This window comes from Acidithiobacillus ferriphilus (genome assembly GCF_018854775.1).
GTDB classification, from domain to species: domain Bacteria; phylum Pseudomonadota; class Gammaproteobacteria; order Acidithiobacillales; family Acidithiobacillaceae; genus Acidithiobacillus; species Acidithiobacillus ferriphilus.
Map to the genome: position 1 here is coordinate 1 of NZ_JAAZTY010000115.1, position 24,045 is coordinate 24,045.

General features: G+C 57.2%; 22 protein-coding genes, 2 tRNA genes and 1 pseudogene. 13 read left to right on the plus strand and 12 right to left on the minus strand.

All coding sequences use genetic code 11. The features are described 5' to 3' along the window. The 5 genes and pseudogenes from HF921_RS08490 to HF921_RS08510 form a co-directional block, all read left to right on the plus strand. Positions 1 to 218 (plus strand): annotated as a pseudogene (locus tag HF921_RS08490) (S-(hydroxymethyl)glutathione dehydrogenase); the annotation flags it as partial. Between the two features lie 325 nt (positions 219 to 543). Beyond that, positions 544 to 1,446, plus strand: coding sequence for an extracellular solute-binding protein (locus tag HF921_RS08495; RefSeq protein WP_215893666.1), 903 nt, complete (start codon positions 544 to 546; stop codon positions 1,444 to 1,446). Positions 1,447 to 1,499: 53 nt separating this feature from the next. Beyond that, positions 1,500 to 1,712 carry a hypothetical protein gene (locus HF921_RS08500; RefSeq protein WP_064218893.1) on the plus strand — a complete coding sequence of 71 codons (213 nt, stop codon included), beginning with the start codon at positions 1,500 to 1,502 and terminating at the stop codon, positions 1,710 to 1,712. A gap of 139 nt (positions 1,713 to 1,851) precedes the next feature. Next, a complete protein-coding gene (locus HF921_RS08505; protein ID WP_215893667.1) occupies positions 1,852 to 2,298 on the plus strand; it encodes an Hsp20/alpha crystallin family protein in 447 nt (148 codons plus the stop codon). A gap of 336 nt (positions 2,299 to 2,634) precedes the next feature. Continuing rightward, positions 2,635 to 3,126 (plus strand): phosphate-starvation-inducible PsiE family protein, encoded by a 492-nt coding sequence (locus HF921_RS08510; RefSeq protein ID WP_064218895.1) that lies wholly within the window; start codon positions 2,635 to 2,637, stop codon positions 3,124 to 3,126. Positions 3,127 to 3,309: 183 nt separating this feature from the next. On the opposite strand, the gene HF921_RS08515 is transcribed toward HF921_RS08510, so the two are convergent. The 6 genes from HF921_RS08515 to rpsU all read right to left on the minus strand — a co-directional run bounded on the left by HF921_RS08515 (position 3,310) and on the right by rpsU (position 10,189). After that, positions 3,310 to 3,386 (minus strand) — tRNA-Ile (locus tag HF921_RS08515). A gap of 56 nt (positions 3,387 to 3,442) precedes the next feature. Next, positions 3,443 to 5,311, minus strand: a complete 1,869-nt coding sequence (rpoD, locus tag HF921_RS08520) for an RNA polymerase sigma factor RpoD (RefSeq protein ID WP_418910427.1) — start codon at positions 5,309 to 5,311, stop codon at positions 3,443 to 3,445. Between the two features lie 134 nt (positions 5,312 to 5,445). After that, positions 5,446 to 7,188, minus strand: a complete 1,743-nt coding sequence (gene dnaG, locus HF921_RS08525; protein WP_064218897.1) for a DNA primase — start codon at positions 7,186 to 7,188, stop codon at positions 5,446 to 5,448. A 3-nt stretch (positions 7,189 to 7,191) separates the two neighbouring features. Further along, positions 7,192 to 9,528, minus strand: a complete 2,337-nt coding sequence (locus tag HF921_RS08530) for an endonuclease MutS2 (RefSeq protein ID WP_215893668.1) — start codon at positions 9,526 to 9,528, stop codon at positions 7,192 to 7,194. Beyond that, positions 9,528 to 9,974, minus strand: a complete 447-nt coding sequence (locus HF921_RS08535; RefSeq protein WP_215893669.1) for a GatB/YqeY domain-containing protein — start codon at positions 9,972 to 9,974, stop codon at positions 9,528 to 9,530. The genes HF921_RS08530 and HF921_RS08535 overlap by 1 nt, the downstream gene beginning before the upstream one ends. Beyond that, on the minus strand, positions 9,974 to 10,189 hold the full coding sequence (rpsU, locus tag HF921_RS08540; RefSeq protein WP_035195145.1) for a 30S ribosomal protein S21: 216 nt from the start codon (positions 10,187 to 10,189) through the stop codon (positions 9,974 to 9,976). Before rpsU ends, HF921_RS08535 begins: the two co-directional genes overlap by 1 nt. A 288-nt stretch (positions 10,190 to 10,477) precedes the next feature. Between rpsU and HF921_RS08545 the strand changes: the two genes are divergently transcribed. Beyond that, a complete protein-coding gene (locus HF921_RS08545; RefSeq protein WP_064219916.1) occupies positions 10,478 to 11,335 on the plus strand; it encodes a sigma-70 family RNA polymerase sigma factor in 858 nt (285 codons plus the stop codon). On the opposite strand, the gene rdgB is transcribed toward HF921_RS08545, so the two are convergent. Together rdgB and rph are read right to left on the minus strand one after the other, a co-directional pair. Further along, on the minus strand, positions 11,302 to 11,925 hold the full coding sequence (rdgB, locus tag HF921_RS08550) for an RdgB/HAM1 family non-canonical purine NTP pyrophosphatase (protein ID WP_215893670.1): 624 nt from the start codon (positions 11,923 to 11,925) through the stop codon (positions 11,302 to 11,304). The genes HF921_RS08545 and rdgB overlap by 34 nt on opposite strands. Then, positions 11,922 to 12,650, minus strand: a complete 729-nt coding sequence (rph, locus tag HF921_RS08555; protein ID WP_215893671.1) for a ribonuclease PH — start codon at positions 12,648 to 12,650, stop codon at positions 11,922 to 11,924. The genes rdgB and rph overlap by 4 nt, the downstream gene beginning before the upstream one ends. Positions 12,651 to 12,779: 129 nt before the next feature. Between rph and HF921_RS08560 the strand changes: the two genes are divergently transcribed. Next, a complete protein-coding gene (locus HF921_RS08560; RefSeq protein WP_064219913.1) occupies positions 12,780 to 13,274 on the plus strand; it encodes a Crp/Fnr family transcriptional regulator in 495 nt (164 codons plus the stop codon). A gap of 9 nt (positions 13,275 to 13,283) precedes the next feature. Here HF921_RS08560 and HF921_RS08565 read toward each other — a convergent pair whose 3' ends face one another. Next, positions 13,284 to 13,829 carry an LON peptidase substrate-binding domain-containing protein gene (locus HF921_RS08565; RefSeq protein ID WP_226834412.1) on the minus strand — a complete coding sequence of 182 codons (546 nt, stop codon included), beginning with the start codon at positions 13,827 to 13,829 and terminating at the stop codon, positions 13,284 to 13,286. A 33-nt stretch (positions 13,830 to 13,862) separates the two neighbouring features. Here HF921_RS08565 and hemW point away from each other — a divergent pair, with 33 nt between their 5' ends. Next, the gene (hemW, locus tag HF921_RS08570) at positions 13,863 to 15,020 is read left to right on the plus strand and encodes a radical SAM family heme chaperone HemW (protein ID WP_215893672.1); all 1,158 of its coding nucleotides are present in this window, start codon (positions 13,863 to 13,865) and stop codon (positions 15,018 to 15,020) included. A gap of 14 nt (positions 15,021 to 15,034) precedes the next feature. Here hemW and HF921_RS08575 read toward each other — a convergent pair whose 3' ends face one another. Next, on the minus strand, positions 15,035 to 15,346 hold the full coding sequence (locus HF921_RS08575) for an encapsulin-associated ferritin-like protein (protein ID WP_064219932.1): 312 nt from the start codon (positions 15,344 to 15,346) through the stop codon (positions 15,035 to 15,037). A 23-nt stretch (positions 15,347 to 15,369) separates the two neighbouring features. Between HF921_RS08575 and HF921_RS08580 the strand changes: the two genes are divergently transcribed. Together HF921_RS08580 and HF921_RS08585 are read left to right on the plus strand one after the other, a co-directional pair. After that, the gene (locus HF921_RS08580; RefSeq protein ID WP_215893673.1) at positions 15,370 to 16,164 is read left to right on the plus strand and encodes a pseudouridine synthase; all 795 of its coding nucleotides are present in this window, start codon (positions 15,370 to 15,372) and stop codon (positions 16,162 to 16,164) included. Between the two features lie 108 nt (positions 16,165 to 16,272). Then, positions 16,273 to 17,805 carry a DHA2 family efflux MFS transporter permease subunit gene (locus HF921_RS08585; protein WP_215893674.1) on the plus strand — a complete coding sequence of 511 codons (1,533 nt, stop codon included), beginning with the start codon at positions 16,273 to 16,275 and terminating at the stop codon, positions 17,803 to 17,805. Positions 17,806 to 17,815: 10 nt separating this feature from the next. On the opposite strand, the gene HF921_RS08590 is transcribed toward HF921_RS08585, so the two are convergent. Then, positions 17,816 to 18,769, minus strand: a complete 954-nt coding sequence (locus HF921_RS08590) for a D-alanyl-D-alanine carboxypeptidase family protein (protein WP_064219930.1) — start codon at positions 18,767 to 18,769, stop codon at positions 17,816 to 17,818. Between the two features lie 167 nt (positions 18,770 to 18,936). Here HF921_RS08590 and HF921_RS08595 point away from each other — a divergent pair, with 167 nt between their 5' ends. The 3 genes from HF921_RS08595 (at position 18,937) to HF921_RS08605 (ending at position 20,868) form a co-directional block, all read left to right on the plus strand. Beyond that, positions 18,937 to 19,698, plus strand: coding sequence for a sulfite exporter TauE/SafE family protein (locus tag HF921_RS08595; RefSeq protein ID WP_064219929.1), 762 nt, complete (start codon positions 18,937 to 18,939; stop codon positions 19,696 to 19,698). Between the two features lie 15 nt (positions 19,699 to 19,713). Further along, on the plus strand, positions 19,714 to 20,721 hold the full coding sequence (locus HF921_RS08600; RefSeq protein WP_064219928.1) for a class I SAM-dependent methyltransferase: 1,008 nt from the start codon (positions 19,714 to 19,716) through the stop codon (positions 20,719 to 20,721). Positions 20,722 to 20,792: 71 nt separating this feature from the next. Then, positions 20,793 to 20,868, plus strand: a tRNA-Ala gene (locus HF921_RS08605). A 63-nt stretch (positions 20,869 to 20,931) separates the two neighbouring features. Here HF921_RS08605 and purL read toward each other — a convergent pair. Next, the coding region (gene purL, locus HF921_RS08610; RefSeq protein WP_215892467.1) for a phosphoribosylformylglycinamidine synthase at positions 20,932 to 24,045 on the minus strand (3,114 nt) is incomplete at its 5' end.

The following is a 24,045-nucleotide window of genomic DNA, read 5'->3' on the forward strand; positions in this document are numbered from 1 at the left end:
CCCGCCCCTTCCAACTGGTGACCGGACGCAACTGGCGGGGTTCCGCCTTCGGCGGTGCCAAGGGCCGCACCGACGTGCCGAAAATCGTCGACTGGTACATGGAAGGCAAAATCCATATCGACGAGATGATCACCCATACCCTGCCATTGGAAGAGATCAACACCGCTTTCGATCTCATGCACGAGGGTAAGTCCATCCGCACCGTACTAACCTTCTGAGGCAAAACATGGATACCCAGAAAGCACTAGGTTAGACACCCAGCCCGGCTCCGCCGGGTTTTTTTAGCATGGAAATTGCTTTGTGATCCGGTATAGCCAAATTTTGGGTATGCAGGTACGCTTTACGACATCGAGATATTCTGTCATACATATCGAATCTCCCGATGGTTGCTCATTTTTTCCAAAAATGGAGACGTCCAACATGCAAAACAATTGGTCTGCTTTGGTACATCGTTATATGTCACAAAATATAGAGTCGGACCAGCACCTCAAGAATCCAGCCATTACGCAGATGCCAGGGGTGGTCAGGAATCGGTCGATACGCATGAAAGCACAGCCGCCTGTCATGGCCTTACTCGTCAGTCTGTGGGTGGCGGGCATGGGAACCGCTGTGGCCGCCACCCCCCTCCATGTTGCCTATGCCGGTTCCATGGGAGCGGTTATGGACATGCATTTGGGACCTGCCTTCGCCAAGACACACCATGTGACCTACCAGGGAGAGGGACAAGGTGCCTATGGCCTCGCCCACCTCATTGCGGCAAAGAAGCTGCGCACGGACGTATTCATCTCCATTACGCCCGGCCCCATCCGGGTGCTGGAAAAGGCCGGGATGGTGAGCAAGGCGGTCCCTGTAGCCAGCACCGCCATGGTCATCGCCTACAGCCCCAAGAGCCGCTATGCCAACGAATTTGTAGCCGCAGCCGCCGGCAAAATACCTTGGTACACGGTTCTGGAGAAGCCGGGGATTCAGTTCGGACGCACGGACCCGCAGACGGATCCCCAGGGGCAGAACATCCTCTTTACCTTCCTTCTGGCGCAAAAGTACTACCACCAGCCTGAACTTGCGCAGCGTGTTCTAGGCCCTGTGGAGAACCAAAAGCAGATATTCACCGAAGCCTCCCTGCTGGCACGCCTGAAGAGTGGACAGATAGACGCCTCCTCCGGATATGAGAGCGCTGTGAAATCGCTCCATCTTCCCTTCATCACCCTCCCGGATGAAATCAACCTGAGCAACCCGGCCATGGCCAAAGCCTGGTATGACACCGTGCATTTCACTATGACGGTGGACGGCAAAACCAAAACCCTGGACACCCAGCCTTTGGTGTTTTATGCCGCCGTGCCCAAAGACGCCCCGCATCCAAAATTGGGGGAGGCCTTCATCCGCTTCATGACCAGCAAGGCTGGGCAGGCCATGTTCAAGGAGACCGGCTACAACAATCCACGCTAGCCATCAGCATTCCTGCTCAGGCTAAACCCTCATGTTGGCGTTCATCGATAATCATGCGCCTTGCCGACAAGCAAACCGCTGCGGTCTTCGCCGACCTGCAGGTACACTGCTTTGGAGCAGAACTGTTGCGGGTGGCGCAGCGGAAATTGGCGCAATTAGATCGCGGACCGGATCAAAGATTTGGCTGTACCGCCAGGGGCAACAGCATGGAGAAGTTCTCCGGCAATCGGAACGGCCAATGGAGCATTCGCATCAACGATCGGTAGCGAATCTGCAGCCCCCTCCCAAAGGCCTAAAAACTCCCCTTGAAATCATCTGAACTCGTACCCATAACTTTGCATGCCAGAAATCAGGCATACAGTCGCCTGACTGGTGTTCTATTGATGCATATTAAGGAGGTGTAAAATGACAAATGAAGTCTCACGTTCTGCGGTCAGGAATGTTCGCCAGGTAGAACCTTTGGAAAGCCTTATGGAGACAGTATGGCCAGGGGTGTTCTCTCCTTTCATTACTCGACAGGCCACGCAGCCCCATATCGCGCATATCGATGTCCTTGATCACGATGACGCTTTTGTATTGAAGGCAGAAATTGCCGGTGTAGACAAGAACAGGCTGGATGTCCAGGTACATGGGAATCAAGTCTACATCAGCGGCATCAAGGAAGAAGATAGCGCTCGGGAAGAAGGGAACTATATCTACCGGGAGCGTCGATGTGGAGAGTTTTCTCGTACCGTGCAGCTCCCTGCAGATGTGAATGGCGATCAAACTAAAGCGACATACAAAGATGGTGTTTTAGAGTTGACTCTGCCCAAAACAGAAGCTGCCAAACGCAAGAAGATTGCGATTTCCTGAGCGATAGGATGAGGCTTCGTGATATTTTCATGAAGCCTCATTCCTCCCACGGCATCACCTGAACCAGATGATAACATTTTAGAAATTTTGTAACTTAAATATGATTATCCATTTGTTTGTGTCTCTATGATGCGCACTTCCTGCTGCTTAACAGAGAAGGTTCCACAGGCAGAGGTATAGGTATTGGTTTCATAATTTCTGGCATTTCATGGCCGATGTGCCACTCGACAACATCCACTGTCCTTCTGTTATTAATAGCATTTCAGGTGATTAATGTTTACGCCTTACACAAAAAATAATAACATATAATGTGAAACAAATATTGGGGATCTCGCGATGAGACACAGATGGTTTCTTGAAAGACTCCGCACGGACTGGACAGTTCTTACGCTTTATGAGCGTTTTGAGCAGATCGTTTCATTAGTGATTTCGTTATTGCTTACAATTCTTATCTTAGTTGCTCTCTGGGATCTGGTATCCAGCATTGCACATCTAATAAACACACCAAATAATGCAATACAAGAACATAGTTTCCCAGCCGTCTTTGGATCCATAATGAGTTTATTGATTGCCCTGGAGTTTAACCATACGATTTTTCACTCCATTCAACATAGTGGACAAATAGTCCGGGTGAAAACCGTTGTCCTCATTGCGATATTGGGCATATCGAGAGAGTATATCCTGCTGGACACCAGAGCACTGCACGCTGCCACCATTTTTGGTTATGGGATTTCCATTTTGTGCCTAGGAATAGTTTACTATATTCTCGATGTCAGAGAAATCAGTATCCCTAGAATAAGCGCCCATCGTCACACACCAGAAGATTAAGAAGTCTGGGCCGTTTTAACGAACTGAGCTTCCGCGACCGCACCAAAATCAAGCGGCTATAAAAGCCTTTATTGACAGGACATCTAGCGGGAACAGGGGATTTTTATCCACCGATCAGACCACCGACAACAGTGCCAATCAGCTTTTCGAGTTACCGTATTTCACGATAACCATTTGATTATATGGTGGGCCCGCACGGACTCGAACCGTGGACCAAGGGATTATGAGTCCCCTGCTCTAACCAACTGAGCTACAGGCCCTAAAGAAAGGCGTGGAACGCGCCGATATCCACGCCGGTATACAACAGAAGCATACATCAAGACGGGATCGTCACCTCACCGTCCACAAAACTGCGCAACCGCTCCGATCGGGAGGGGTGACGCAGTTTACGCAGTGCCTTGGCTTCAATTTGGCGGATACGCTCACGAGTAACGTCAAACTGCTTGCCAACTTCCTCTAGCGTATGGTCGGTATTCATCCCGATACCAAAACGCATACGCAGCACCTTGGCCTCCCGCGCCGTCAAACCATTATCGAGCAGCTCCTCGACCACCTCGCGAATCGCCGCATTAACGGCAGAATCCGCTGGCGCAGTCACGTTTCGATCTTCAATGAAATCACCCAGATGCGAGTCTTCATCATCACCTATGGGTGTCTCCATAGAGATGGGTTCTTTAGCGATTTTCAATACCTTGCGAATTTTATCCTCAGGCATCTCCATTCGCTCTGCCAACTCTTCAGGCGTCGGCTCGCGTCCCATTTCCTGAAGCATCTGTCGACTGATCCGATTGAGCTTGTTGATGGTTTCGATCATATGTACCGGAATACGAATGGTCCTCGCCTGATCCGCAATGCTCCGCGTAATGGCCTGCCGTATCCACCAAGTCGCGTAAGTCGAGAATTTGTAACCACGCCGATATTCAAACTTGTCCACGGCTTTCATCAAGCCGATATTCCCTTCCTGAATCAAATCGAGAAACTGCAAACCACGATTGGTATACTTCTTGGCAATAGAGATCACCAGACGCAGGTTGGCCTCGACCATTTCCTTCTTGGCACGCCGCGCTTTAGCCTCACCAATAGACATCAATCGGCTGGCCTCTTTAATCTCAACAACCGGCAAGCCTGCACGCTTCTCAATGTTCGCCAGTCGCTTCATGATCGACACGATATCGTCACGAAACTCGATCAACCGAGCACTGTAAGAAAATCCACCGGAAATTTGCTGATCAACCCAGCCAACATCACTTTCGTGACCAGGATAACTGCGTACAAAATCCTTACGCGGGAAACGTGCACGTTCAATGCACAGTTCCATCAGCTCCCGTTCGCATTGACGTACCTCTTCGGTCAACCCGCGCAGCGCATCGGTCATGACATCGATCTGACGAACGTTGAGCTTGATTTCCAGGAAGCGCTCCGCAAGCTCACGACGCTGCCGTTGGTAGGCTTCCCCATGCATTTCCCCATCGGCATAGCTGACGAGTAACATGGTGTAAGCAGAGCGAATAACTGCAAAACGTTCCAACGCTTCTTCGAGTTGTGGGCCTTTATCTACTTCGACATCACCGCCTTCAGATTCTTCGTCGTCGTCCTCAACCTCAATCTCGTCGCCGCCCACCAGTACGGCATCCTCGTCCGCGCCAACCGCTTCCGCATCCAGCGCATTAGGATCGATAAAGGCGTCGACCACTTCATCCAGGCGTATCTCACCGCGCTCCACCCGATCGGCCGCGTCCAGCAAAAGAGAGATGGTCGTCGGACAAGTCGATACCGCCCGCAGCACCTGCATCAGCCCGTCTTCAATACGCCGGGCAATCTCGATTTCACCTTCACGGGTAAGCAGTTCGACGCTGCCCATCTCGCGCATGTACATGCGCACCGGGTCACTGGTCCGCCCGATATCCGCCTCGACCACAGCCAGGGCTTCTTCGGCGGCCTCTTCCGCCTCCTGGGCGGCGACCACGGAACCACCTTCCCCATCCAGCAGGGTTTCGCCATCGGGGGCTTCTTCGAAGACCTCAATACCCATGTCATTGATCATGGAGATGACATTTTCCATTTGCTCGGGGTCGAAGACCTCTTCGGGCAAATGATCATTGATCTCGCGATAGGTCAGGTAGCCTTGCTCTTTACCGCGCGCGATAAGCCGCTTCAGCTCAGACCGCTGAGATTCGTTATCCACTGCACTCTCACCGTCTCTCATAACCACCCTGCACTCGCGGAAAGCCGCGCATTATATAAGAAAAACTATACGCCTGGAAAGGTCTCATCGTCACAGACCTGCATCCTCAGCCTTTTCCTGCAGTTATATCTGGCTCAAACATCCTTCCGCCTGCCGCGCCGGGACAAGCGTACCATCTCTGCTCGCTCCTGCTCGGAAAGTGCGCTCAAACCACCCTGATCCGCTGCCCGGCTGATAAAGTGGCTGCGCGCTGCAGCAAGACGCTGATTGACCCGCGCCACACAGCCCGCAATTTCAAGCTGCGTCGATGCACCATCGTCTACACCGCCAGCATCAGTCATCACCAGTGCATAGCATACTTCCGCATGTTCCGATGCCGACAATCTCGCGAACAATTCGTGAGAACTTAGATGGGTCATGTTGGCCAAAATATCAAGTGCCCCCGCCAGATTTTTTACCGTAGGCTCGCTGTCGAAGAGAAACGGCAGCAAATCGCGGTCCAGCGTCTGCCAAGCCGGATCCTCCGGGTGATGCAGCAAAAGTCGCAACGCAGTTTTGTAAAGGGATGGCCCTTGAGTCGCGTTGAGCGAGGGTTTGCGTACCACGCGCGACGCCGCCCGCCGGGTAACCGGGGCTAATCCGCAAAGATCCTGCACCCGTTGCTCATAGACCTCACGCAGGATCGGATCGCTCACTCGCTTCAGAAAATCGCGCGCCGCATGCAGGAAAAGAGCCTTCTCGTCTTCTGCTGCAAGATTATGTCGGTGTTGCAGACCTTCCAAAAAGAAATCAATGGCCGGACGTGCGCCCGGAAGTAGTGATTCAAACGCCGCGGCCCCGTGCTGACGCACCAGTGAGTCGGGGTCCTCCCCATCGGGCATGAACAATACTCGCAGCAGACGCCCCTCACGCAGATGCTCCGGTGCCATCTGCACCGCGCGCCAGGCGGCATTACGCCCGGCATTATCACCGTCAAAACAAAGCAGCACCTCGGTCGCCGCCCGGAAGAGCATCTCTAACTGGCTATCACCCAAGGCTGTCCCACTGGCAGCGACGGCATAGTCAACACCCACCTGGTGCAATGTAATGACATCCAGATATCCTTCCACCAGCAGAACTCGCCCAGCACGACGCACGCCTTCCTTCGCCTGATGCAGACCATAAAGCACCCGGCCCTTGTGGTAGAGGGCGCTTTCCGGCGAATTAAGATATTTGGGTTCGTGGCCGTCAAGACTACGCCCTCCCAGCCCCACCATTTGTCCGCGCCCATCGCGGATCGGAAAAATCACTCGACCGCGAAAACGGTCATAAACCGAGCCATCGTCGCGACTGCTGACCAATCCCGCTCCCAGTAACTGCCGCCGCGATGACGCATCATTGCCAAGTCTTTGGCTCAGAAGCCGGGCCGCTGGTGGTGCATAACCCAGCTCAAAGCGCGCGATAGTGTCGGCATCCAACCCTCTTCCACGCAGATATTCCTGAGCTGGTAGATGTTCTGCGACCATGGACTGGTAAAGGGCGACGGCTTTTTCGAGGATGGCACGCAGTGGCCGGAGGTCTTCCTGTTCGCCGGTGGGACTGTCTTCAGGCAGGGCAATGCCCGCCTCCTCGGCCAGTGTCGTCACCGCTTCAGGGAAAGAGAGCCGGTCATGGGCCATCAAAAATCCTATGGCATTTCCATGCGCGTGGCAGCCAAAACAGTAATAAATCTGCTTATCCGCGCTGACGGAAAATGAGGGGCTTTTTTCCTGATGAAACGGACAGCAGGCCCAGAAATCCTTGCCCTTTTTCTTCAGCGGCACACGGCTGTCGATAAGGCGCACCAGATCGCTGTGCTCCAGTACGGCATTGACAAATGTGGGAGGAAAGTTGGCCATTCGTCAGCGTAACTCCAACTCGCTGACCCCGCCACCACCATGCTCTGGTCGCGCCATGCGCCATTGGCTGACTCGAGGGTCCTGTTCGGCAAATTCGCGCACCATTTCCGCAAGTACGCCATTACCCTTACCGTGCAGAATCTCGACCTGTTGGCGACCGGCGGCCACGGCACCATCCACATGCCGGCACAAGGCCAGCAAAGCGTCTTCCCGAAGCTGTCCGCGCAAATCCAGGCGCCAGGGATGATCTTCCGGCACTGCATATTGAGCGCTGCCCTTTTCCTTGGGTATCTGCACCGCTGCATCCACGGCGAATTGTGCGGTCGGCACCCAAAGCTGTTTGCCCCGCAATTGAATCTGCACTCGTTGCCGGGCTGGATCCACACGCAATACCTGGGTCACCTGCCGGAGCGGCAGAAACAGGCCCTTGGCCCCCACGGCAGGCAGACTATCCGCACGCTGCTCTTCCACCCGGAAAGGGGCTTCCAGACGCTGCAAGGCCGCTGATGCGGCATGAGTATCCCGTCCTGACTTGAGCGCCGCGATGGTTTGCCGCACCTGCTGGCGTGCCGTCATCAGGATATTTTCCCATTCGGCATGCGCAGCGGAGGCGGCTTTTGCGCGCTCTTGTCGTGCCGCCTCCAACTCGCGCTCCAAGCGCCGGGCGGATGCTGCGGCTTCGTTGCGCGCCAACGAAGCCTCATCCATGGCCTGCTGTGCGGCCCGCAGTAAACCCTCCCGCTGCGCTTCCCAACGTTCCCAGTCTTCGCGATCATCGGCATAGAGCGCCTCGGCGCGGGCCATCAGCGGCGCTGGCATCCCCACCCGCCGAGCGATAGCCAAGCCCTGGCTCGCGCCACCCACACCCCACTGCAAGCGATAGGTGGGCGCCAGGCGCTCTGCATCGAAACCCATACCCGCCAACGCCACACCTTCATGGCTCAGGGCATAGCGTTTCATCACTTCCAGATGGCTGGTGAGCAGTGTGCAGGATTCGGCCGCCAGCAAGGCCTCTGCCACCGCCTGGGCCAGTGCGCCCCCCTCCCGGGGATCGGTGCCGTTGCCCAATTCATCAAGGAGCACAAGACTGTTGGCATCGGCGTGCCTCAGCACTTCCTGCAGGCGCTGCACCTGCGCCGAAAAGGTAGAAAGATCCGTGTGAATATCCTGGGCATCGCCAATGACCGCAAAGCACTTTCGGAAATAGCCCAGAGTGCCTTCCGCCGTCACCGGCAACCCCATATAGGCCATCAGATGATTGAGCCCCACCGCTTTCAGGGTAGCCGTCTTGCCACCGGTATTGGGGCCGGTAATCACCAGTTGGTGCGCGTCCACCCCGAGATGTACCGAGTTACCCACAATCTGCCCCGGATGACGCAGACAGAGTAGCGGATGGCGCAGGGCCTGCAGATCAAACGCCGCCGCAACACCCACCTTGGGCAGAATCCCGCCATAGGTATCGCCCAGTTCCAGCCCCGCCCGTACCGCATCCAGGCGGCCCATATGCCTCAGGGCCACGACGATGCCCGGCACTTCTGCCCCGACCGCCGCGCTGAGGACGCGAAGAATACGCTCCTGTTCCTGCAACTCAGCACGTCGGTCCTGAACCAATTGATTATTCAGATCGACGGCAACCAGCGGTTCCACAAAAAGGGTTTCACCACTGGCCGAGCGATCATGCACGATTGCTTTGATACGCCCTTTATGACTGGCTTTGAGGGGCAGCACGTAACGCTCGTTGCGCTGCACGATGATCTGATCCTGCCAGTATTCCTGCCAGTCAGGATTGCGCAGAAAGCTTTGCAGGAAACGTTGCAATTCGCTGCGGCTAGCCCGCAGGCGCTGACGCAGAAGCGCGAGATCAGGGCTGGCTGTGTCGAGGAGTTCGCCCTCATCATCCAGCGCCATCTTGAGGCTACGCGACAAAACCGCCGGAGGATCAAGCTCAGCCGCCAGTCCGGTCAGGGCATCCACAGTCTGACGCAAAGCCGCGGCGTAGTCTTTCTGTGCCGTCAGCACGTTGAGCACCGCGCGCAAATCTCGCCCGCTGAGCACGGCACCAGGGCGCTGGACCAGATCCAGCAGGGTATTTACATCAGGAATATCAACGACTGGGAGAGAAAAACCGGCGGTAATACGCTGTGACAGCCACGTCGACCAATTCAGACGATCATGAATTTCCGCAAGCGTCACCCAAGGAGCTGTCGCCGCAACATACTCGCGACCATAGATGTGACCACAATACCGCGACCACGCGCTCTGCACATCACTGGCATCCAGAGCCCGCCAGAAGCTGTTCTGCCAGGAGGTAATCCCGGCCGCAGCCGCGTCTTCGTCCATTAGCTGCTAAGGCGGGCCTTTACTTTTTCCGCCACCACGGCCATGTCCGCACGTCCCTGCATCTGCGGGCGCAAGGCGGTAAGTACCTTACCCATATCTCTGGGACCACTGGCCGCTACGACCGTTATTGTCTCAGCAATCAGCCTATCGATTTCCACAGGCGGCAACGCCTCCGGCAGATAGGCCGCGAGGAAAACGATTTCTGACTCTTCCTTTTCCGCAAGATCCGGACGACCACCAGCAATAAATTGACTGGCAGAATCCCTGCGCTGCTTGATCAGCTTATCCACAATACTCAACGCTTCAGTATCGTCAAGCTCGCGGCGCTCATCAATTTCGCGCTGCTTGATCGCTGCCAGAAGCATACGAATGGCCATCAGACGCTCGGCTTCCCGAGCGCGCATGGCCGACTTCATATCTTCCTGGAGGCGTTCGCGCAGTGTCATCAGTAGAGCCGGACCAGACGCATGGACTGGCGCCGCATACGCTTCAACGAACGTTTACGAGCAGCAGCGGCCTTGCGCTTACGCTCTTCTGTGGGCTTTTCGTAGAACTCACGACGCCGCACTTCGGTAAGGACGCCCGCTTTTTCACAGGAGCGTTTAAAACGCCGCAGCGCAACTTCGAAGGGCTCATTTTCTTTGACGCGAACAGTTGGCATAGAAGGATTCCGACCTCTTTGGATATAGGTAACGACAAAGGGCAGGATTATAGGCAGATCAATGGACATAGTCAAAAAACCCTGGTCGCCCGTAAATACACCTCAACTAAAATACATTATTTCCCGCGATGCCGGCGGCACCTTGTTGCTAAAATCACAAAATACCGTTGCAGCCCCTTGACAGACGGATCAAAAAGAATCCTAATATTCATGGTCGTGAAAACGCTATTAAATTATATTATTAGATTATAACGTTGCAACACTTTGTGATCAAAACAAGAGGCCAAAATGTATACCGAAGCTAGGGAATCGAGGGATTCAGACATTCCTGACATGGATCCCGCCATTGATCCGCCGCCTCTTGGTGATTTCATAGACGACGAAAACAGTGGACCGTTCCTCAGCCAGAAACAGGAACTGCAGCTCATCCATCGACTGCGCCAAGGTGATGAATGCGCTCGCGCCACCCTCATCTCTGCCCACATGCCCCTGGTGAAGGCGGTCACCCGTGCTTATCGCAACAAAGGACTGAGTCAGGAGGACCTCCTTCAGGAAGGATATATGGGCCTGCTACGCGCCGCCGACCGGTTTCGGGAAGGGCTCGGAACACGCTTTTCCAGCTACGCGACCTGGTGGATTCGCGAGGCCATGCAACGGGCACTCATCCGCTCTCGCTTCATACGCCTGCCCGACTATCTTGCCAAATCCCTGCACGCTTATACGCAGCGCGGAGAGGAAAAAGACAGCAACATCGATGTACGCCGCGAGCAGCGCCGCGAAGCTCTTGGAGTGCGCGAGAGCACCATGCGCGCGCTGGATTTTGCCGATATTCGTGTCTTTTCTCTCGACGAAGAAATGTCCGACGGGCCCAGCCGTATCGAACAGGTGGTCGGCGATATTGCTGGTCCTGATAACGAATACGACCGCGACGCCATTTGCAAAGCGCTGCGCGGGCATTTGACGGAACTCAACGAAAAGCAACGGGAGGTCATGGTGTTTCGCTACGGCATGCATGGCGATGCCCCGATGACTCTGGAAGCCGTGGCCGAACGGATGGGTGTCAGCCGCGAGGCGGTAAGACAATTACAGGTGCGGGCTCTGTCCCGCCTGCGTCAATCATTGAGTGATAGTGGCTGGGGCGCCTGACGTTCCGCCAGTAGCGCCAACAGTCTGCGTAGCGCCAGCGCACGATGACTGCAATCGTTTTTTTCTTCCAGACTCCACTGCGCCGCGCTGCGCCGTCCGCCCGCGGGCCGAAATAGCGGATCGTACCCAAACCCTCCACCACCGACGGGGTGCTCACCAATAACTCCCTGCCAGAAACCCTGAGCCACCAATGGCGAAGGATCAGCGGCAGATTCCAGAAAGACCATGCAAGCCACATAATAAGCGGCACGAGCCGCGCCCTCTACGCCAGTCAGCATCGTCAGCAGCTTGGCGTTGTTGGCGGCGGCACTAGCCTCTGGACCCGCATAGCGCGCGGAGTGAAGGCCGGGTGCTCCTTGCAGGTAGGGCACACAAAGCCCGGAATCTTCGGCAAGCGTTGCCATACCACTTTGTGAGGCGGCGTGGCGTGCCTTGAGCAACGCATTTTCGACGAAGGTAAGTCCGGTTTCTGCAATACTGGAAATACCCAGCCCCGTTTGGCCGACCACCGCAAAACCACGAGCGGCGAGCACCGGTTGCAACTCACGCACCTTACCCGCGTTACCGGTGGCCAACAACAAGGGCGTCATGAACGGGCTTCCGAGCACTCCTGATGCTGACGCGCCACCAATTCAGCGATCCCTTTGCGCGCCAGCCCCAGCATTTCGGTCATTTGTTCCGCACTGAATACCGCACCCTCCGCAGTCCCCTGCACTTCTACAAACGCACCTGCACCGGTCATCACCACATTCATATCCACGTCGGCATTACTGTCTTCGGCATAATCGAGATCCAGAACCGCCTGCCCCTGGTAGATGCCCACCGAAACAGCCGCCACCCAGTCCCGCAAGGGATTGTTCTGAATCCGCCCGGTCGCACGCAAATGTTGCAGAGCATCGGCCACCGCCAGACAAGCGCCGGTAATACTCGCGGTGCGGGTTCCGCCATCGGCCTGAAGCACGTCACAATCCACCCAGATGGTGCGCTCACCCAAGGCCTGTAAATCTACGGCGGCGCGCAAACTACGGCCGATGAGGCGTTGAATTTCATGGGTGCGTCCACCGATACGTCCCTTGGCAGATTCCCGCGCGACCCGCTCCCGGGTTGCACGCGGCAACATACTATATTCTGCCGTCACCCACCCCTTGCCCATACCGCGCAGAAAGGACGGAACCTTTTCTTCGACGCTGGCGGTACACAGCACTTTGGTGTCGCCACAGGCTATCAGTACCGAGCCTTCGGCATGTTTGGTAAAATTTCGTATGACCTGTACCTGACGCAAGGCGTCGGCACTTCTTCCACTGGGACGTGTCATGGGAATACTCGTTGGAGGCAAGGTTGCATTATACCGCGAGGCGACGGCCAGATTCAAAATGCGGTACTGTCCCTCAGCCCTCTTCCACCATTATAATGATAGAAAATCCGCTTCCCAGAGGAACACACCATGCCCGGCATTGCCCATGTAGAAATCGCCCAATTTCTCAAACAGCATCATCTGGCGCAGTCGTTGACCATCAGCGAAGTCCAGACCCTTGCTGAATATGTCACCCATGCCCAATTTCATATGGATCAGGTGATTGCCGAATGGGGCACTCTGGGAGAAGCTCTGTTCTTCTGCGTCAAGGGTGAAATGGCCATCGTTCACCACACCGCCGACGGCGACGAAGTAGAAGTGGTCCGAGTACATGATGGAGAGATGGCTGGAGAGATGTCTTTTTTCGACCGTCAACCACGTAGCGCCCGCATCCTCGCCAAAAGTGACGATACCCAGGTACTGGTCCTCACCCGCGCCCGTTATCAACGGCTAAAGGTGGAGAAGCCTTATATTACTGTGAATATCCTGGAGCAGGCAATTATCAGTCTCGACCACCTTTTCCGTAATCTTTCACAAAACTATACCGATTTTTCCACCTACATTTACGGCAAAGGGAAGCGTTAAGATTTGTTCCTACGGGCCGCGTTGATTGAGCAGATCCATAATCCGGTGCAGTCGCTCCAAGGGATCCCGAAGGAGGAGAAGCTGTTGCTTTTCTTCTGGAGAGGCAGGCAGTGCCTGCGCCAGAATCATCCCGGCACTGCTGGCGTCCATCTCCGCAGCGGGCTCCTTGCCCACCAACTCTTCAAGAATAGAACGCAACACATCACTTTCGCGACACATGGGCACAATGGGTTCCGCAGCCCAGCGTTGAATCACGGCTACCGCCAAAGGTCCATCATAACGCCAGTCCTGAATGGTGAAGCGTTCCTGCCCCTGCACCTGCACCTGGAGAACACCCGCCTCACCACCCCAGTCCACAATGCGCGCCAGGGTACCCACCAATTCCGGTCCGGCATGGCCGTCGCCGCGAGGGTGGCTGAGGCAAATGCCAAAATCGCGACCCTGCCGCAGGGAAGCGCTGATCATGTCCAGATAACGCGGCTCAAAAACACGCAGTCCCAATAATGCCTTGGGGAAAAGTACTGTTCGGAGTAAAAATAAGGGCGTCCAATCCATTTTCGTCACCTATCATTCCTCCCACGAGTATTCATGAACCTCACCCTCAAACCATCTTCGTCGTTTTCGCTCTATGTGCACCTGCCCTGGTGCAAAGCCAAGTGTCCCTATTGCGATTTCAATTCCCATGCGACCAACAGCATTCCCGCAGAACGTTATCTGGCCGCGTTGCTCGCCGACCTGGATCGGGAACTGCCACGCATCTGGGGACGTCGTGTACAGACTATATTTATCGGCGGCGGCACCCCCAGCCTCTTTCCGCCAGAAATCATCGATCGCCTGCTCTCCGAGATCCGCGCCCGCCTGCGGCCTCTGCCCGGCCTGGAAGTGACGCTGGAGGCCAATCCGGGAGCCATGGAATCGGCATCTTTCCGCGCCTTCCGGGAGGCGGGCGTCACCCGGCTCTCTTTAGGCATCCAATCTTTCAATGATGTCTTTCTGCAACGGCTCGGCCGCATTCACGATGCAGCGGCAGCCCGCCGCGCGGTGGAGCTCGCCATCGCCGCGGAATTCGAAAGCTATAATCTCGATCTCATGTTTGCCCTGCCGGGGCAGGATCTCGCCGCTGCACAAGCAGACCTGCAAATCGCGCTGGACTATACCCCTCCCCACCTGTCCCTCTACCAGCTCACCCTGGAGGCGGGAACCCCTTTTGCAAGTCATCCACCGGCAAACCTGCCGGACAACGATCAAGCCGCTGACATGGAAAGTGTCCTGCGCCGGCAACTCCAGGAGGCCGGACTGCCGCGCTACGAGATATCGGCCCACGCCCTGCCCGGCCAACGCTGCCAGCACAATCGCAATTACTGGCTCTATGGCGACTACCTCGGCATCGGTGCTGGAGCACACGGCAAAATCACCCTGTCCGATGGCATCTGGCGCAGCCGCAAACCCAGCCGTCCGGAAAGTTACATGACCGACGCACTGAGTGATGCCGACGCCATCGGCGACTATGAACCCGTGTTAATCGCCGACAGACCTTTCGAGTTCATGCTCAACGCCTTGCGTCTGACGGATGGCTTCCCCATGGCGTTATTCCCGGAACGTACCGGCCTGTCATGGCCTATGGTTCAGCCACAAATCCGCCGGGCCGAGCGCGCGGGTTTGGTCGAAATCAAAGGAGAATTCCTACAACCCACTGCTCTCGGGCTTAATTTTTACAACGACCTTTGTGCGCGTTTTGTCCCGTGACAACGCGATCCATTTTACTCTCGTCCCATCGCCGCGGACTCGTGGCCGGTGATGGAACCCTTGCTGAACAAATACTCACGCAATTCTTTGTCCAGCCGCGGCATTTTGCGGCGCAGCCACTCCAGTACCATAGCAGCGTGCTCAATTTCTTCATCCCGATTGTGTTCCAGAATTTGCTTGAGCATAGGGTCCTTGCAGGCGTCGGCGCGCTGCTGGTACCAGTCAATCGCTTCAAACTCCTCCATCAGCGAGGAAATGGCCCGATGGACGTCCACGGTTTCGGGGGACAACGATTCGAGGGGTTCATGCAAAGTTTCATGCGCCATAATCAACTCCTTTGGGCGAACGAGTGAAGTGCCCTTCAAATCATAGTCCAAAGCCTGGACAAAACCAAAGTGCTCCCGGCTTTGGGCTTGCCCGCATCCTGTCCAAAACCGGGCTGTGCTCACGGACGGTGGCGGCGGAATGGATACGGGCCGGCCGGGTGGAGGTAGATGGCCGCCGGGTACACGATCCAGAGGCACGCTTTGCCCTGTCCGGCCCCAAAATTTGTGTCGATGGTATCGAGGTCACCGCCAGTACCCGCCGGGTTTTGCTCCTGCACAAACCGCGCGGAGTTCTTAGCACTCGTCGGGATGAGAAGGGGCGTGCCACCGTCTACGACCTGCTGCCCAAGAGTCCATGGTTGGCTCCCGTAGGACGTCTGGATCAGGCCAGTTCCGGTCTGTTGCTCTTCAGTAATGATCCGCATTGGGCGCAACAACTGTTGGATCCGGATCAGCATGTGGCCAAGACCTACCATGTGCAGATTCGCCCGCCCCTCTCCGCGAGCGCCGCAGCTCAACTAGCGACCAACCCCACGCTCGATGGCAAACCCTGCTTACCGTTGCGGATAAGAGAGTTACGCTGTGGTGGAAAAACCCAATGGCTGGAGTTCATTTTGCAGGAAGGACGCAATCGCCAGATCCGGCGTCTGCTTGCCGCCAGCGACACGGAGGTGTTGCGCCTGCTTCGCGTAGCGGTGGGAAATCTGCCTCTCGGCGCGCTGCGTCCCGGCGAATGGCGTTGGCTGCGCAGCGAGGAGGAAGACCTGTTACGTCAGGCACCGTTTGCCCATGACATAGCACGTTTCCCGCCAAAATAAGTCTGACCATGGGTGCATCGAGCCACAATCCCGAATTTTCCTGGTTGCGGTCTATCCCGACATTGCTGCTTAATGACCGTTTCCAACTTGCCAGAGAGGAGCCCATCCGTGACGCAAGAGAGCCCCGCTTCACGTCTTACCATTACGGTAGCAGTCATGCTGGCGGTAGTTATGCAGGTACTCGACCTGACCATTGTCAACGTGGCGTTGACCTACATGCGCGGCTCTCTGCATGCCAACAGCGATCAGATCACCTGGGTGCTCACCAGTTACATGGTCGCCAATGTGATCATCCTGCCCCTCACCGGGCTCCTGGTGGAACGCTACGGCCAGCGCAACATCATGCTCTGGAGCGTGGTCGGCTTTGTGATTTCCTCGGTGCTCTGCGGGCAGTCCCATAGCCTGCTAGAAGTCGTGCTCTGGCGCTTCCTGCAAGGCATATTTGGCGCGTCGCTGGCGCCCGTGGGGCAGACCATCATGCTCGGCGCCTATCCGTCCAACAAGCGCGGTCAGGCCATGGCCATCCTCGGCATGGGCATCATGCTGGGGCCGATTCTGGGTCCCACCCTGGGCGGTTATCTGACGGACACGCTCAGTTGGCGTTGGGTATTCTATGTGAATATTCCCTTCGGCATCCTCGCGTTCCTGATGATGCAGACCGTTCCTGACGGCGGCAAGAGCACCACCCCCCGTCCGGTGGATTGGACAGGCTTTGCGTTGATGGCCGTGGGGCTGGGCAGCCTACAGGGCGTATTGAGTCTCGGCGATCAGGATAACTGGTTCAGCTCGCGGACCATCATCATTCTGACTATTTGTGCCATATTGGGAATGCTATTTTTTGTCTGGCGCTCTTTGAGCGTAAAATATCCAGTGGTGGATTTGCGCCTGCTCAAAGACCGTAATCTCTCCATCGGCAGTATGGGTATCGGTATATTCGGTCTCGCCCTCTTCGGTACCATGGTGATTCTGCCGATCATGCTGGAGACACTGATGCACTATGAGGCTTTCACTGCGGGGCTGGTGATGGCACCACAGGGCATTGGTGCGATGTTGGCCATGATGCTGGCGGGACGGCTGCTGGGGCGCGGCGTCAATCCACGCAACATCGTACTGGTCGGCGTCATTTTCGGCGCCATTGGTACCTATTTCACGACACTCTACAGCCTGGGCATCAGCATGGCCTGGCTCATTTGGCCCAGCTTTATCCGCGGCATTGGCTTTGGGCTGGTCACCATCCCGCTCTTCACCCTAGCCTTTATGACTCTGAAAAAATCACAGCAGGCCGAAGGATCGGGCATTTTCAACCTGATGCGAACATTGGGCGGCAGCATCGGCATCGCCATCGTCTCTACGGTGACGAGCCAGGAAACGCAAGTGGGTTGGAACCAGATGGGCGGCTTTATCAACCCGTTCAATCCTGCCTTTAGTCACTATCTCGCAGCAGCGGGTATGACCGAGAATCCGACCACCTGGCGAGTGCTGGGTAATGTTGTGCTATACAGCCAGGCGAATATGCGCGGAACGTTGGACGCTTTTGTACTCGTTTTTTACGGCTTTCTGGTCATGATTCCGCTGATCATATTCCTGAAGAAACCATCCGCCGACTCAGCACCGCCCACGCACCTCAAGCTCAGCAAGTGAAGCTTGGCAATTACGGTGCCGAGGTCCGCTCAAGATGCGGCGCTGCAGGCAGCCAGAGGGTGCGCGCGAATCCCCAGTCCAGCAACTTGAGGCTCTGCCAGGACGCCTTCCAGAAACCCCGCCTTTCATTGTGGAAGGACGGCACTCCGAGAATCACGGCAATCAGCTTCACACCATCCTGTGTTCCTGTAGCAACGAGACAATGCCCTGCTGCGTCGGTATAGCCACTTTTCATGCCGGTGATAAAGGGCACCCGCCCCACCAACAGGTTGGGGTTAGGGCTGGTGATGCCCGCGTAGGTGAAGTTTTTGTGGCCGAAAAAAGGCATGAACTGCGGAAACTGGGTCATGATCGTGCGGGTGAGGACGGCAACATCATAGGGACTGGACATGTTATTAGGATGCGGCAACCCATCGGGATCATAATAGGTGGTGGAAAGCATCCCGATTTTACGCGCCGTCTGGTTCATTTTGGTGACAAAGGCGGATACGCTGCCGGCCACCAGATGTGCGGCTTCTACCGCAGCATCATTGCCGGAAGGCACCGTCATTCCGAGAATCATCTGCGCGACGGTAAAGGGCAGACCGGGATGCATGAACATGCTGGAGCCCCTCGTCTGTAGCGCCGTGCGACAGGGCACGAAGCGCTGGTCCATCTGCAGATGCCCGCTGTCAATGTCCTTGAAAAGCAGATATAGCGTCATCAGCTTGGTAATGCTGGCAATGGCATAGGGCCGATAGGCATTTTTCGTCGCAATGATGGCGCCGGTATCCGCGTTCATCAGAATATAAGCCCGCGCATCTATGGGCGGGAGGCCGCTGGTCCCGGCCGCGGCACGCGGCGCGCAAAATAGAAAAATCGCCGCCAACGAAAGCAGGGGAAAGAGCCACCACCCTGTGGAAGAGAAATATTTTGGCGTCGAGGGTCCAAAATTTGTGTCGGGTATAGGAATGGAGGCCAGCATGGGAACACCTCGCCGCATCGGCTATATCAAATTAAAGCAATTTCTTAGGATGCTTCGATATTAGGCTATTTTTTTACGGTTGCCTATAGACCAACGCCCGACTCTGATGAATCAATCCCACCAGCCCTATATGGAAGGTCATCCACAAACCATATAGACTGGTCGGTATGATAATGCAGGCTTCCCTTTCCTACGCCATTCTGATCCAAAATCCGTTGCTCTGGGCCATCGCCGGGGGGATCATTCTGGTCGCCTTTTATGTCCGCGCGGTGATTGGCTTTGGCTCTGGATTAATTTCGGTGGCTTTGCTGACGCTTATTTTCCCCATCAAAGAAGTGGTACCCGTGGTACTGCTGCTGGATCTGCTCGGTTCCGTGCTGCTGGGCGCCTATGACTTTCGGGAAATGCGTTGGCCGGAGTTGCGCTGGCTGATTCCCGGCAGCGTGATCGGCTTGGCCATCGGCTCCTTTATTCTCGCGGATACCAATGCCCAGAATCTGACTCGCTTTCTCGGCGTGTTCATTCTCGCCTACGTGGTCTACGCGCTGGCCATGAAACCGGAGCGACTACCGCGGGTCGCCTTGCCCTGGGGAATGCCGCTGGGCATTTTCGGTGGCGTGGTAGGCAGCCTGTATGGCGGCGGGGGTCCACCCATTGTCGCTTATCTGCAAATGCGGCATCTCGACAAACGCGCCTTTCGCGCCACGTTTCAGGGCATTGCCCTCACGGACAATATTTTACGGGCCGTTATGTACATCGCGCTGGCCCTGCTGACCTGGCAACTGACGGTGGGTTTTCTCCTGCTGATTCCACCGGTGCTGCTCGGCTTGTGGGCAGGCAATCACTTGCACATGCGCATCAATCAAAGGGCTTTTCTCATGGGGACCCTCGCGGTACTCGCGGTGGTCGGTCTAAAATATCTCATCTGAACGAGGGAGTGTGACATGGCTTTACGCAGCATGGATGAACTTCGGCAGCAGGCTCAGGGTGCATTATCCCTGAACATCGCTTTCATTGGCGTCGTCAACGGACTTTTTAACGCCCTGCATACCCTGGGCAATGCGGACACCCCCACACTGGCGTCTGCCGCCGGGATGGATACCGGCTACGTGCTGCGCTGGTGTGACGCCGCCTATGCCTTTGGCTGGCTGGAACTGACCGACAATGAGCAATGGCGGCTGAGCGAGGATGGCGACAGCATGCGCCCGGAAGCCGAAAACAGCCGTGTGGGCGTAGCGGTGGGTGCCGTGCTTTCTGCACATATGGCGGAGCGGGCGGCGGGTCTCATGCGCACGGGTGAGCGTCCCGGCGAACAGGTGCTGGCCGAACGCGAAACCATCCTGCCCTGGTTCGGGCTGATGCTGGAGAACAATTTTCGCAAGACATTCGAGGAGAAGATCTGCCCGGCCGTCCCCATCTTTGCCGAAGTCGATGCCCGCGGCGGGCTGGCGGTGGACCTCGGCTGCGGCAATGGCTGGTACTTGCGGGCACTCGCCGCACGCTGCGGACATCTGCGCGGTCTGGGGCTGGATGGTTTCGCCGAAAACATCCGCCAGGCTACGGAAAAAGCCGACAGCGAGGGCGTTGCAGATCGCCTGCATTTTGATGAAGGCGATATCCATCAGTTTTCCCTGCCAGAGCCCGCTGACCTCATCGCCATGAATCGCGCCCTGCATCATGTCTGGGAAAACCGTGGTGAGATTTTTCAACGACTGCACGCCAGCCTGAAACCCGAAGGCGCCATCGTCATCTGGGAACCGGCCTGGCCCGACGACCACCGCGTGCTGCGCGAGCCGCCGCTCCGCGGCATGGCCTTTCAGAATCTGACCGAACATGTGCAGGGCAACCATTTCCTGCATCCGGAGGAAATTGCCGCAGCCCTCAGCGAGGCCGGCCTCAAGCCGGAGATTTTTCCCTTCGGTAGTGATGTCGTGGTGGTGGGCCGGGCGTAAGGCTCGGCATTTCCAGCACCCTGTAACGCCCATTGCATTACGGGGGAGTTGCCTTTATCCTACGCGGCAATGGGGCGGTAGCTCAGCTGGGAGAGCGTCGCGTTCGCAATGCGAAGGTCGGGAGTTCGATCCTCCTCCGCTCCACCAGATAAAAAGGCCCGGGCTTATAGCCCGGGCCTTTTTTATTAATATCTTATTTTGCTCCAAACATTACCCCAACGCCTTCCGTGCGTTCACAAAAATCTGCATCCATGGTGTAGCCTCACCCCACTCCGGCGGCCGCCAGCTCATCTGCAAACTGCGCACGACCCGCTCGGGGTGCGGCATGAGGATGGAAACCCGACCGTCCTCATTGCAGAGGCCGGTAACGCCTTGCGGGGAGCCGTTGGGATTGGCTGGATACTGCGCTGCAGGCTGTCCCCGGGCATCCACAAAGCGCATGGTAACGGGCGCCACCACCGGCTGATCCCCGGCGAAGTGCGCCCGCCCTTCGCCATGGGCGATAACGATGGGCGCGTAAGTGCCCGCCATACCCGCAAACAACAGCGACGGCGAATCCACGACCTCGACCATGGCCAGCCGCGCTTCGAACTGCTCCGAGCGGTTGCGCGCGAAGCGCGGCCAGTGCGCCGCGCCGGGAATAATGTCGCGCAGCTCCGCCAACATCTGACAGCCATTGCAAACGCCCAGGGCCAGGCGCGAGGTATCGGCAAAGAAGGCGGTAAAATCATCCCGCAGACGATCATGGAAAAGGATCGATTTGGCCCAGCCCGCACCGGCGCCCAGCACATCTCCGTAGGAGAAGCCGCCGCAAGCGGCCATCGCCTGGAAGTCTCCCAAGCGGTGACGACCAGCCGCAAGGTCGCTCATATGCACGTCCACAGCGGCAAAACCGGCACGATGGAAAGCCGCCGCCATCTCGATCTGGCCGTTTACACCCTGCTCCCGGAGGATAGCCACGCGGGGCCTGGCCCCGGTCTGCATCATCGGCATCTGCGGGGTGAAGGTCAGACGGGAGAACAGTGGCGTTTCCTCTGCGGCCACCACAGCAAAAGCCTCTTGAGCGCACAGCGGATCATCGCGCAGGGCCTGCATCCGGTTACTGGTCTCCGCCCAGGTGCGCAGCAGATCGGCGGCAGCTTCGTTCAGGACGGATTGGCCATCCTGCTCCACGGACAAACGCCAGTGATCGGATTTTACCTGACCCGTGACCTGAGCCCGTCCAGCAAGGCCGGCATCGGCAAAAATCTGCATGATTTGCGCGCGCTGGGCGGCCGGAGTCTGAATAACCACTCCTGGTTCTTCGGCGAAAAGGAAGGACCAGCTATCCGCCCCCGAAGGCAGTTGAATGTCCGCCCCGCAACGACTGGCGAAAGACATTTCGCAGAGGGTCGCCCAGAGGCCGCCATCGGAGCGGTCATGATAGGCGAGCACCAGTTCCTGCATGCGCAAAGTCTGCAATGCGGTGAACAGGCCACGGAGCAACTCCGGGGCATCCAGATCAGGCGTACTGTCGCCCATCTGTCCCAGAGTCTGGGCCAGAATGGAAGCACCGAGCCGGCCACATCCCAAGTCCACCAGCCAGAGATCCGTATCAGGTTGCGCAGACCACTGAGGAGTCCAGTTCTTCCGCAAATCCGCCACAGGCGCAAAGGCCGAGATGATTACCGACAGCGGTGACACAACGGCCTTTTCCACGCCCTCCTCCCGCCAGATGCTGCGCATGGACAAGGAATCTTTGCCCACCGGGATGGCAAGGTCCAGCGCCGGACAGAGTTCCAGTGCCGCGGCACGTACCGCGTCATAGAGCGCCGCATCCTCGCCGGGATGATCTGCCGCCGCCATCCAGTTGGCCGAGAGCTTGATATCGCCCAGCGCGGCTATATCGGCGGCAAAAAGGTTGGTAAGGGCTTCGGTGATGGCCAACCGGGCGCTGGCCGCGGGATTCAACACCGCCACCGGGGCGCGCTCGCCGATGGCCATGGCCTCGCCGTGGGTATTCCAGAAATCCGCTGCCGTGACTCCGCAATCGGCCACCGGTACCTGCCAGGGCCCCACCATCTGGTCGCGGTGAATCAGGCCGCCGACACTGCGGTCGCCGATGGTGATCAGGAATTCCTTGCTGGCTACCGAAGGGTGGCGCAGGACGGCATAGGCGGCAGCGCGCAGATCGGCGCCAGACAGGTCCAGCGGCCGCAAACCGGGCTGCACATGCCGACTATCCCGTTCCATGCGCGGCGGGCAACCCAGCAAGGCGCTGAGGGCCATATCCACCGGCCGGTCGTGAAGCAGTGAATCTTCCAGAATCAGGGCATCCCCCGCCGTAGCTTCTCCCAAAACTGCCCAGGGACAGCGCTCGCGGGTGCAGATTTCCGTGAAACGCGGCAGATCCGCCGCTGCCACGGCCAGCACGTAACGCTCCTGCGCCTCATTACTCCAGATCTGCATGGGCGACATGGCCTGTTCTTCATTGGGCACCGCTCGCAGTTGCAGATGGCCGCCACGACCACCATCGTGCAGCAACTCGGGAATGGCGTTGGAAAGCCCGCCCGCCCCGACGTCATGGATGGACAAAATAGGTGAGTCCTCTCCCAGAGCAATACAACGCTCGATCACTTCCTGGGCCCGGCGCTGCATTTCCGGATTGCCGCGCTGCACCGAGGCAAAATCCAGTTGCTCATCCCCTGCCCCGCTGGCCACACTGGAAGCGGCGCCACCACCCAGACCGATGAGCATGGCCGGCCCGCCGATAACCAGCACCTTGGCGCCTTCCGGTAGAGGCTTCTTCTCCACCAGCAGGGGGCGAATCTGCCCCAGACCGCCAGCCAGCATGATGGGTTTGTGGTAGCCGCGGTGCAGCCCATCCTGATCACATTCGAAGACCCGGAAATAACCGGTGATGGCCGGGCGGCCGAATTCGTTGTTGAAGGCCGCAGCACCCAGGGGGCCTTCGCGCATGATGTCCAGCGCCGAGCGGATACGCGCCGACTTTCCGTAAGGGTTCGACTCCCATGACTGGATATAGCCGGGAATCCGCAGATGTGATACCGAGAAGCCGGTCAAACCCGCCTTGGGCTTGCCGCCCCGCCCGGTGGCGCCCTCGTCGCGGATCTCGCCGCCACTCCCCGTGGCGGCTCCGGGAAAGGGCGAAATGGCTGTCGGATGGTTGTGGGTTTCGACTTTCATCAGGATGGCGGTGCGCTCTTCCGCCACGGCATATTCTCCCGACGCGCCCACCGCGAAAGGCTGGCTCAGCGCGCCGCCCGCCATGACCGCGGCGTTGTCCTTATAGGCGGAAAGGGTACCCTGCGGATGCAGGCGGTG